Source organism: Burkholderia sp. AU4i, assembly GCF_000466765.1.
GTDB lineage: Bacteria > Pseudomonadota > Gammaproteobacteria > Burkholderiales > Burkholderiaceae > Burkholderia > Burkholderia cepacia.
Genome location: NZ_ASSI01000327.1, coordinates 1 through 10,642 on the forward strand (window position 1 = coordinate 1; position 10,642 = coordinate 10,642).

At 69.8% G+C, this 10,642-nt stretch carries 10 protein-coding genes; 1 reads left to right on the forward strand and 9 read right to left on the reverse strand.

What is annotated here, in order from left to right:
- Positions 1 to 43: 43 nt before the first annotated feature.
- The 9 genes from L810_RS41815 to L810_RS41855 form a co-directional block, all read right to left on the reverse strand.
- Entirely contained in the window at positions 44 to 559 is a 516-nt protein-coding gene (locus L810_RS41815) for an SRPBCC family protein (RefSeq protein ID WP_021164144.1), read from the reverse strand.
- Positions 560 to 603: 44 nt separating this feature from the next.
- Positions 604 to 1,236: a LolA family protein gene (locus L810_RS41820; protein WP_021164145.1), complete on the reverse strand. Its 633-nt coding sequence runs from the start codon at positions 1,234 to 1,236 to the stop codon at positions 604 to 606.
- Positions 1,233 to 1,664, reverse strand: coding sequence for a Heme/copper-type cytochrome/quinol oxidase subunit 2 (locus L810_RS41825; RefSeq protein WP_021164146.1), 432 nt, complete (start codon positions 1,662 to 1,664; stop codon positions 1,233 to 1,235). Before L810_RS41825 ends, L810_RS41820 begins: the two co-directional genes overlap by 4 nt.
- Positions 1,665 to 1,692: 28 nt before the next feature.
- On the reverse strand, positions 1,693 to 2,478 hold the full coding sequence (locus L810_RS41830; protein ID WP_042978312.1) for an anti-sigma factor family protein: 786 nt from the start codon (positions 2,476 to 2,478) through the stop codon (positions 1,693 to 1,695).
- Positions 2,475 to 2,990, reverse strand: coding sequence for a sigma-70 family RNA polymerase sigma factor (locus L810_RS41835; protein ID WP_021164148.1), 516 nt, complete (start codon positions 2,988 to 2,990; stop codon positions 2,475 to 2,477). The genes L810_RS41830 and L810_RS41835 overlap by 4 nt, the downstream gene beginning before the upstream one ends.
- Positions 2,991 to 3,017: 27 nt before the next feature.
- Positions 3,018 to 3,377, reverse strand: coding sequence for a COG4315 family predicted lipoprotein (locus L810_RS41840; RefSeq protein WP_021164149.1), 360 nt, complete (start codon positions 3,375 to 3,377; stop codon positions 3,018 to 3,020).
- A gap of 286 nt (positions 3,378 to 3,663) precedes the next feature.
- On the reverse strand, positions 3,664 to 6,657 hold the full coding sequence (locus tag L810_RS41845) for a beta strand repeat-containing protein (protein ID WP_021164151.1): 2,994 nt from the start codon (positions 6,655 to 6,657) through the stop codon (positions 3,664 to 3,666).
- A 499-nt stretch (positions 6,658 to 7,156) separates the two neighbouring features.
- Positions 7,157 to 8,401 carry an NAD(P)/FAD-dependent oxidoreductase gene (locus L810_RS41850; RefSeq protein WP_021164152.1) on the reverse strand — a complete coding sequence of 415 codons (1,245 nt, stop codon included), beginning with the start codon at positions 8,399 to 8,401 and terminating at the stop codon, positions 7,157 to 7,159.
- A gap of 67 nt (positions 8,402 to 8,468) precedes the next feature.
- Positions 8,469 to 9,248 (reverse strand): ABC transporter substrate-binding protein, encoded by a 780-nt coding sequence (locus tag L810_RS41855; RefSeq protein ID WP_021164153.1) that lies wholly within the window; start codon positions 9,246 to 9,248, stop codon positions 8,469 to 8,471.
- 378 nt (positions 9,249 to 9,626) lie between these two features.
- On the opposite strand from L810_RS41855, the gene L810_RS41860 reads away from it, so the two are divergent.
- Positions 9,627 to 10,589 carry an ornithine cyclodeaminase family protein gene (locus tag L810_RS41860; protein WP_042978313.1) on the forward strand — a complete coding sequence of 321 codons (963 nt, stop codon included), beginning with the start codon at positions 9,627 to 9,629 and terminating at the stop codon, positions 10,587 to 10,589.
- The last annotated feature ends 53 nt before the right edge of the window (positions 10,590 to 10,642 follow it).

Consider the following 10,642-nt stretch of genomic DNA (forward strand, 5'->3'; position numbering starts at 1 on the left):
TTGGCGTTTGGCGTTTGGCGCTTTTACACGCGTTCACGCACGTTCAGGCATCGGCGCAACCCGCATCCGGCAACGGCCGGAAAATCCGGCCGTCCGTCTCGACGGCCGCGCCCAGCAGCCGCGCGAGCCCCTTCGCGCCTTCGCGCATCACGACGTCGTGATTCCATCGGAACAGCGGCCGACCCAGCGGCTCCAGCCAGTTCATCCAGCGCACGTGCGTGCGGATGTGCCAGTCGTAGCTCACGATCGTGCGCGCGCCGTCGGCGGCGAACGACCAGCATCCGTCGCCCTCGATCGCGCCGCTCGCGCGGCCTTCGAGCGCATGACGCGGCTCGACGCGTCGCACGCGCATGTCGAAGGTCAGCCGGTACGGCAGCGCGCCCTTCCACGTGTACCGGTGCAGCGCGCCGACGCCGCGCACGTCGCCCGGTTCGATCTCGACGGTACGAACGGCGCCCTTCCACCAGTCGGGCCAGCGGTCGACCTGGTAGATCGCGTCCCACACCGCCGCGAGCGGCGCGTCCACGCGCCAGGTCGTCGAGAACCGGTATTCCGCCATGCGGCCTCCGGCATGCCCGTCAGGGGCATGAGTCAGTGCACCGTTCAGGGCGCGAAGAAACGTTCGGGAAACGCGACGTCGATCTCGACGTCGTCGAGCGTCACGGTCTCCAGCGGCACGTCGCCATCGTCCGCGAAGCTGACGACCTTCAGCGGAAAACCGTCCTCGGTATCCAGCCAGAGCCGGTAGCGATGCACGCCGTCGACCGCATGCGCGGGCGCGCCCGTGACCGACACGCGCAGCGCGGTCCGGCCGCCGACGGCCTCCTCGCCTTCGGTCACCGTCGAGCCGCCCTCCTGCAGCGCATGAACGTTGCGCAACAGTTCGCCGACGTCGGACCGGTCGACCCGGTGGCCGCTGCGGTCGCGCACGAGCGGATTGGACGGCGACAGCGTCAGCGCGGGCGGTGCATGCGCGCCGAACGGGCGCAGCCGCACCTTGCCGTCGCCGGGATCGTACGCAAGCACCGCGCCGTGATGCGGCGACACGAAATCCATCCGGACGAAGCCCGGTTTCAGGTACGCGTAGCGGAATTCCGTATGTTCGCCGCTACGCGCGGACGAGCGGATCGTCGCGCGGTACGAGCGGACGTGGTCGAAATGCGCCTGCGCGATGGTCACGGGATCGGCGGTCATGCTCGCTCCTATCAGGCTCGCGGCCAGCAACGCGGCAATCACGGCGCCGCCTCGACATCGAGCACGCCTTCCATCCCGCGCTCGCGATGGCTGCTGAAAAACAGCAGCCGATGCGTGCAATAGTAGGCGAACCGGCCCGGCTGCGCAGGCGTGAAGCGAAACGTCTTCGGCGTCGTGCCGAGTTCCGTGTGCACCGTGATGCCGGCCTGCGGCGCATCGATTTCGAAGCTGTGCGGCACCAGGCCGGGCTCGGCCGACACGGTCAGCTCGACCGGCACGTTCGCCCGCACGATCACGTGGTTCGGCCGGAAGAAATAACTGCCGCCGACGATCGCGACCCGCTGCACGCCGTCGGCATCGACGGGCACGCGCACGGGTGCGTCACCCTCCGCCCGGGCAAGCGGCGTGCCCGCGGCGAGTGCCGCCAGCAACGGGATCAGCACGAGCCCCTTCGTCATCGTCATCTTCATCGCTTGCTCCGTACCGGCGCCGTGCGCGTCACCCCTTCCACGCGTCGGTCTGGCCGCCGAGCTCACCGCACGCTTCGATCGCGAGTTCACGCAGGCGCCGTTCATCGCCCCGGCCGGACAATGCGTAACCCATCCCGCGATCCGACCAGAAATACGTGTAGCGGTCGCCGGCCGACATCGCCCGCGGTGCGACGCGCCGTGCGTCGTAGGCCGTCATGTAAAGCGTCACGCGCTCGCCGTCCGCGCGCTGGTACATGAGTTGCGCGGCCGGCCCCGCGTCGCCCGGGAGCAGCCGGCCGCCGAGCAGCGCGTAGCCGTATTCGTCGAGCGACGGCGCGCGCACGGGCCGCCCGAGACGCGCGGACAGCCACCCGGCGAGGCGTTCCGAGTCGCCCGCTCCGACTTCGACCGGATGTTCGCGATCGGCCACGTACGTCGCGTATGCGACATCCGCACGCGCGGCGAACGCCGGTTCTCTGTCGAGCGCGACCCAGCCCGCATGCAGCGCGATGCCGATCAGCAGCCCGGCCGCGAGCCCCGCGAGCGCGTAGGCGATCCCGCGCCGACGCGGCGCGCGGCGCTGCACGAACAGCGCGGGCGCGGCACCCGGCAGCGGAAACAGCGCCTGCAGCGCGTCGCGCTGCGCCCGGTAATGCGCGAATCGTTCGGCCTCCTCCGGATCAGCCTGCACCCGCTCGAGCATCTCGTTTCGCTCGCGCCCGGACAGCTCGCCGTCCAGCAACGCGGACAGCAGTTGCGCCGACGCATCGTCGTCCCGCTCGTCGTTCGAAGGTTTGCGCGGTTCGTCCATCATGTCTTCCCGATCACCCGTAACGCGGCCGTGCCGTGCGCCGACGGCTCGTCCGACAGCATCGCGCGCATCTGCCCGCGCGCCCGTGCGAGGCGCGACATCACCGTTCCCACCGGGACACCGAGCACCTGTGCGGCATCGCGATAACTCAACTCCTCGAGCGCGACCAGCAGCAACACCTCGCGCTGCTCGACCGGCAGCCGGTACAGCGCGCGCTGCACGTCGCGCAGCACCAGCCCGCCGATCTCGCCGGCCGGCGCGGCCATCGTCTGCCACGGCGCCGTCGCATCGTCGACCGCGATCTCGTGCCGCGCGCGCAACTGGTCGATGAAGCGGTGCCGCAGCAGCGTCAGCAGCCACGCGCGCAGGTTGCCACCGTCGCGCGGCGGGCGGTTCAGTGCACGCTCGAGCGTGTCCTGCACGAGATCGTCCGCCCAGGCGCGGTCGCCCGTCAGCGCACGCGCATAGCGCGTGAGATGCGGCAGCCACACCAGCAGATCCGATTCATAGCTCATCAGGATGCCTCGCGCACCGCCACGCGGTCACGGGCGCGCAACGTGCCACATGCCGCCGATCCCGTCGCCGCCCGCGTCGCCGGGCTTGCGATCCTGCTTCCAGCGATACAGCGGGCGCCCGCGATACGCCCATTGCTTGCGGCCGTCGTCGCGCGCGACGAGACTCAGCGCACCCGCGGCCTTGTCGTACGCGTCGGCGAGCGCGGGCGGCCAGTTGGCCGCGCACGCGCTGTCGCAGGCGCTCTTGCCGGGCGCGTCGCGATCGAACACGTAGAGCGTCATGTGATCTTCGTCGACCAGTTTGCCGTCGCCGGCACGGGGCGGTTCCGCGGCGGCCGGCCGCACGATAGCCGCCGTCAGCGCGGCGGCAACGAGTATCCGTTTCATGTCCTTTCTCCTTGGCACGGCATCGCGACACGGCGGCACCGGCAGGAACGATCGGCTTCGTCACGACGATTATCCCGCCGGCCGGCGCTGCCGGGATTCGGTATGTAAACGGACGAAGGAGGCCGAATATTCCGCGTCGGCCGACGAACGCCGGCCGCGGCCGTTCACGCGACGAAAGAAAGCGCGCCCCAAAAAGGACAACGCGGCATGACATCCCTGTCATGCCGCGTTGCGCGACCCGTTGCGCACGGCGGCCGATCTCGCGCCGCCGAGCGTGTCCGGCCGTTTACTTCGGCAGTGCGCCCGTCAGCGACTGGAGCAGCGACGACACCGGTGCGAGCGGGTTGCCCGGCGCGCTGTTGCCCGAATGCGGCGTGACCGACAGGCCCGGCGCGGAGCCGAGCGCCGTGCCCACCGTCGTGCCGACCGCGTTGACGACAGTCGCCGTCGCGTTGCCGCCCGTCGTCAGCAGCGAGCCAACCGCACCCGCCGTGCCGCCGGCTGCGTTCGCGCCCGAGCCGAGCAGGCTGCCGCCCGCCGCTGCCGTCGAACCGGCCGCGCCCGACAGCGCGCCGGCCGCCTGCCCGAGGGCCACCGGACCGTTCGCGAGTGCGCCCGTCACCGAACCGAGCGCACCGGTCAGTGCGCCGGCCGCGTTGCTGCCGCCCGTCAGGCCGCTCACGAGGTTCGTGATCGGTGCGATCGGGTTGTTGCCCGCCGCGCCCGACAACGTGCCGACGACCTGGTTCACGACGCCTTGCACCGGCGCCAGCGGGTTCGACCCGCCGAGGTTGCCGAGCGTACCGACGACCTGGTTCACGACGCCCTGCACCGGCGCCAGCGGGTTCGTGCCGCCGAGGTTGCCGAGTGCGCCCACGACGGAGCCGACCGCGTTACCCAGTGCGTTCGTGGCCGTGCCGACCGCATTGCTGTTGCCCAGCGTTCCGACGACCTGGTTCACGACACCCTGCACCGGCGCCAGCGGATTCGAGCCACCGAGGTTGCCAAGGCTGCCGAGTGCGCCCGTCACCGAGCCGAGCGCACCGGTCAGCGCGCCAGCCGCGTTGCCGCCCGTCGGCAGTGCGTTCTGCAGGCCGTTGACGAGGTTCGTGATCGGCGCGATCGGGCTGCCGCCACCGGCGCCGGACAGCGTGCCGACGACCTGGTTCACGGCGCCTTGCACCGGCGCCAGCGGATCCGAGCCGCCGAGCGTGCCCGCGAGTTGCGTGACGACTCCTTGCACCGGCGCCAGCGGGCCGCCCGCGCCGCCGACGTTGCCGAGCGTGCCCGTGATCGTGTTGACCGCGTTGCTCAGCGTGCCGGCCGGGTTGCCGCTGCCGAGCGTACCGGTGACCTGGTCGACGACGTTCTGGATCGGGGCCAGCGGGTTCGCGCCGCCGCCGATGCCGCCCAGTGCGCCCGTGACCGTGCCGAGTGCGCCGGTCAGCGCGCCTGCCGGGTTGCCGCTGCCGAGCGCACCCGTGACCTGGTTCACGACACCTTGCACCGGGGCCAGCGGGTTCGAGCCGCCGCCGATACCGCCCAGTGCGCCCGTGACCGTGCCGAGTGCGCCGGTCAGCGCGCCTGCGGGGTTGCCGCTGCCGAGCGCACCCGTGACCTGGTTCACGACACCTTGCACCGGCGCCAGCGGGTTCGAGCCGCCGCCGATGCCGCCCAGTGCGCCCGTGACCGTACCGAGTGCGCCGGTCAGTGCGCCTGCGGGGTTGCCGCCGCCGAGCGCGCCCGTGACCTGGTTCACGACGCCTTGGACCGGGGCCAGCGGGTTCGAGCCGCCACCGATACCGCCCAATGCGCCCGTGACCGTACCGAGTGCGCCGGTCAGCGCGCCTGCAGGGTTGCCGCTGCCGAGCGCACCCGTGACCTGGTTCACGACACCTTGCACCGGGGCCAGCGGGTTCGAACCGCCGCCGATACCGCCCAGTGCGCCCGTGACCGTACCGAGTGCGCCGGTCAGTGCGCCTGCGGGGTTGCCGCCGCCGAGCGCGCCCGTTGCGGTACCGAGTGCGTTGCTTAGCGTCCCGGTCGCCGTGTTCAGTGCGCCGGTCAGCGCACCCGCGGGATTGCCGCCGCCGATAGCGCCCAATGCGCCGAGTGCCCCCGTCACGTTGCCGATTGCACCGCTTACCGTGCCGGCCGGATTGCCAGCACCGAGCTCACCCGCCACGGTACCGAGCGCACCCGTCAACGCACCGGCGGGATTGCCACCGCCGAGTGCGCCGGTCACTTGATTGACGACACCTTGAACCGGCGCCAGCGGATTCGCGCCACCACCGACATTGCCCAGCGCACCGGTCACCGTACCGAGTGCCCCCGTCAACGCACCGGCCGGGTTGCCACCGCCGAGTGCGCCCGTTACTTGATTCACCACGCCCTGCACCGGCGCCAGCGGATTCGCGCCGCCACCGACATTCCCTAGCGCACCGGTCACCGTACCGAGTGCCCCCGTCAACGCACCAGCCGGGTTACCACCGCCGAGTGCACCCGTCACTTGATTGACGACGCCTTGAACCGGCGCCAGCGGATTCGCCCCGCCGCCGACGTTGCCCAGCGCCCCCGTCACCGAGCCAAGGGCCCCCGTCAACGCACCTGCCGGGTTGCCGCCACCGAGTGCGCCCGTGACTTGATTCACCACGCCCTGCACCGGCGCCAGCGGATTCGCCCCACCACCGACATTGCCCAGCGCACCGGTCACCGTACCGAGTGCCCCCGTCAGCGCACCAGCCGGGTTACCACCGCCGAGTGCACCCGTCACTTGATTGACGACACCTTGAACCGGCGCCAGCGGATTCGCCCCGCCGCCGACATTGCCCAGTGCCCCCGTCACCGTGCCAACCGCATTGCCCAACGCACCCGTCGCCGTATTCAGCGCACCGCTCAACGCGCCAGCCGGGTTGCCGCCGCTCAGCGCACCCGTCACCTGGTTCACCACACCCTGAACCGGCGCGAGCGGCTGCACCGTGCCGCCGCCACCGCCGAGTGCACCCGTCACCGCCCCCACGGCGCCCGACAGTGCCTGGCCGGGATCGCCAAGGGACGTCTGGATCGCGCCCGCTCCGCCCGCCGCCACGGTGACCGAACCCAGCGGCGACGTCCCCGTCGCGACCAGCCCGACCGAGACGCTGTTCGTCGGCGGGTTGACGATCACTTGCGGGATCGGCAGCCCATCAAGGGGCCCCGCCACCGCGGAACCCGAAGCCAGTACCCCGAACACCGTCGCGACCGACAGCGCTGCACCCGTCAATTTCAGATTTTGTCCCATCTTTGTTTTTCCCCATCTCAGTTGGCACAACGTTGATAAAGCATGGGGACGGATTGCACGAAGTGTGCCAATTCGAAAAACCGGATTGATTCGTCTGTCTATTGGCAAGCAATAACGCTTTTTTAATCGATTTCAGACGAAAATCGCGACTCCGGCATCACAATCATCTGATGAAAAAGGGCGGCATAGCCCGGATGTAACGTAACGTTTGCGAGCCCCGTGGTAACGTGTTCCGGTACATTCCACGTAACACCGGAACGCGCCGCCGGGGTGGTGCATCAGACCGTCACGAGCGGCTGCCGATTACACATTTCAGCAAAATGAAAATGCATTGATAAATCGCCGATTTGCTGATTTTCTTTATTTGGCGATCATCTTTCTTGCCGATTACGCAGATCATTTCCGATTGCGTGATTTCCGGTAATTCGGATAGCAGAATGAAACATTGTAAAGGCCGCATCGCAACCGGCGCGCGCGCGAGGCTGCGCGCGCCGCGGGATCAGCCGAAGCGTGCGGGCCGGTACGGATGGGGATCGATATAGGTCGGCGCGCCCGTCATCATTTCGGCGAGCAGGCGCCCGGTTGCGGGGCCGAGCGTGAGCCCGTGGTGACAATGGCCGAATGCGAACCACAGGTGGCGATGGCGCGGCGCGGGCCCGATGACCGGGCGCATGTCGGGCGTGCACGGCCGCATCCCGAGCCACGGCTCGGGATCGAGCCGCTCGCCGATGCCGAACGCGTCGCGCGCCAGCGGTTCCGCACGCGCGAGCTGCACGCCGGTCGGCGGTGCGCCGCGCAGCGCGATCTCGACACCGGTCGTGAGCCGCAGCCGTCCGCCTTCCATCGGCGCGACGACGAAACCTTCCTCGGTATCGCACACGGGCACGTTCAACGGTGCGCGTGTCGGCCGGTAGTGCATGTGGTAGCCGCGCTTCGCGCGCAGCGGAATCCGGTAGCCGAGCGGCGCGAACACGTGATCGGACCACGGCCCGAGCGCGACCACCGCCGAGCGCGCCGAGACCGGCCCATGTTCGGTACCGACCTGCCAGCCGTCCTCCACCTGCGCGAGCGTCTTGGCATCGCCGCGCACGAACGTGCCGCCGTCGCGCTCGAACAACCGCGCGTAGGCCTTGGTCAGCCCGCCCGGGCTCGACACGGTCTTCGGGTCCTGCCAGTGGAATGCGCCGCAGAACGCGTCGCTGACGCCGGGCTCCGTCGCGCGCAGCGCACGTGCGTCGAGCACCGTCATCCGCAAGCCGTGCGCGTCGGCCACGCGCTGCTGCACGCGCGCTTCCGCATCGAACAGCGCGGGCGACCGGAACGCTTCGATCCACCCGCCGTCGTGCACGAGCGGCTGCGCATCGGTACGCGCGAGCAGCGCGTCGTGCTCGACGACGCTCGCCGCGACGAGCGGCAGCAGGTCGCGCGCGGCGGCCGCGAGCCGCTGCGGCGACGATTCGCGCCAGAAGCGCGCGAGCCAGCCCGCATACGCGGGCAGCGCGCGGTAGTCCCAGTAGAGATCGACCGAGCGGTTGCGCGCATAGCGCAGCAACGTGCCGAGCCGGCGCGGAAACGCGTACGGCACGACCGACGAGCGTTCGATCAGCCCCGCATTGCCGTGGCTCGTTTCCTCGCCCGGCGCGCGCCGGTCGACGAGCGCGACGCGCAACCCGCGATCCTGCAGATGCAGCGCTGACGACACGCCGACGATGCCGGCCCCCAGAACGATGACGTCGAAATCCATGGTTCCCCGTACTGCGTCGAGATTCGATGCGGCACGCGCCGGCCCGGCGGCCGGCGCGCGGCGGTCATTACTTCGCGACGATGTCGCGCTTGAAGTACTTCTGCGACAGCGCGCCGAGCGTGCCGTCCTTCTTCAGCGCTTCGAGCGCGCCGACGATCTTCGCCTGCAGCGCCTTGTCGTTCTTGCGCATCCCGAAGCCCGTGCCTTCGCCGAGCGTCGCCGGATCCTTCAGCGGCTCGCCGACGATCTGGTAGTCGCGGCCGGCCGGCTTGTCGAGGAAACCGTCCTGCGCGGTCTGCGCTTCCTGCACGGCCGCGTCGAGACGACCCGCGACGAGATCGGCGTAGATCTGGTCCTGATCCTGGTACGACACGACGGCCACGCCCGCGTTGGCCCAGTGCGCCTTCAGGAAATCCTCCTGTGACGAGCCCTGCAGCACGCCGACGTGCTTGCCGCGCAGGCTCGCGACGTCGGGCCGCAGCGGCGAGCCGTGCTTCGCGACCATCACGATCGGCACCACGTAGATCGCCGGCGTGAAGTCGATGCTCTGCTTGCGCTTCGCGGTGATGTTCATCGCCGAATTGATCGCGTCGAACTTGCGCGCCTGCAGCGCCGGAATCAGGCCGTCGAACGAATTCTCGACCCACACGCACTTCATGTTCAGCTTCGCGCACACCGCGTTGCCGATGTCGACGTCGAAACCCTGCAGCTGACCGGCCGGCGTCTTGCTCTCGAACGGCGGATAGGCGGCTTCGATCCCGAAGCGCAACGTGGTCTGTTCGGCGTGGGCCGTGACGGCCGCACAGGCGAGCGCCGCAGCGGCGCAGAGGGAGAGCTTCCAGTTCATGACGGTCCTTCCGTTCTGGATTGAGGCGATGAAGATCGGTACACGACGGCCGCGGCCGGGCGCCGGATCGGCATTCGAAGCAGGCGGTCGCCACGCGGCGCCGCGTCGTGTCCTGCACGCGAAATATAGACTCAAAGTCCAGGATAGACTATAGGGGATACGAGAATCGTGCCCCGATACGCGTCGTCGGAAATTCGCCCGACATCGAAAACACCCTTGATTTATCGATGTTTTTCCAGAATCTCGCGATAACACACAGTCTCGAAAAGAAAAATTCTCCCGATTTCGTTTGTCTATATTAGACTTTTCGTCCATAACGAACTCTGCCGGACACGTCGATCGAGACAGTCCAGTCCGGCCCCGACCGGAGATGTCCTCATGACGCAAACCGCCCCGACCCTGCCGCTGACCGTCGACGAAGCCGCGGTGCGCGCGGCCCTGCCGTCGCTCGACGTGCTCGGCACGCTGCGCAGCATGTTCGCGTCGCTCGCCGCGGCGCGCGCGGTGCAGCCGCCGCAAACGCTCACGCTGTTTCCCGGGCAGGCCGGCGACTTCATCACGTATCTGGGCGCGCTCGCCGACGCGCAGGTGTTCGGCGCGAAGCTGTCGCCGTACGTCGTGACGGGCGGCAAGCCCATCGTCACCGCGTGGACCGCGCTGATGTCGATGCGCACGGGCCAGCCGCTGATGTGGTGCGACGCGGGCCTGCTGACGGTCGAGCGCACGGCCGGCACGACCGCGCTCGCGGTCGATTGTCTCGCGCCGCGCAACGCGCGCCATCTCGCGATCGTCGGCGCGGGCGCGGTCGGCCTCGCGCATCTGCGGCACACCGCGGGACTGCGCGACTGGGAGACGATCCGCGTGTACTCGCCCGCGCTCGCCGGCGACGCGGGGCAGCAGGCGGCGCTCGCGCAGCTCGACCCGCGCGCACGCGCCGCGGCGAGCGTCGAAGCCTGCGTGCGCGACGCGGACGTCGTGATGCTGTGCACGTCGTCGGGCACGCCCGTGCTCGGCGACGGGATGCTCACGCGCCCCGCGCTCGTCACGTCGATCAGCACGAACGTCGCACGCGCGCACGAGATCCCGCCCGCGTGGCTGCCCGGCATGGACGTGTACTGCGACTACCGGCACACGACGCCCGCGAGCGCCGGCGAAATGCAGATCGCGACGGCCGAGCACGGCTGGGAAGCCGCGCGGATCGCCGGCGACCTGCCCGCGCTCGTCGCCGGCACCTGCCCGGCACCGTCGTACGCGCGTCACGCATTCTTCCGCTCGATCGGCCTCGGGCTCGAGGACATCGCGATCGCGCACGCGCTGTACACGCACCTGACGCGCGCATGAGCGGCACGCGAGCGCGGGGCCGATACAATGGCGCAACCGCCGCGGCGGTTGCG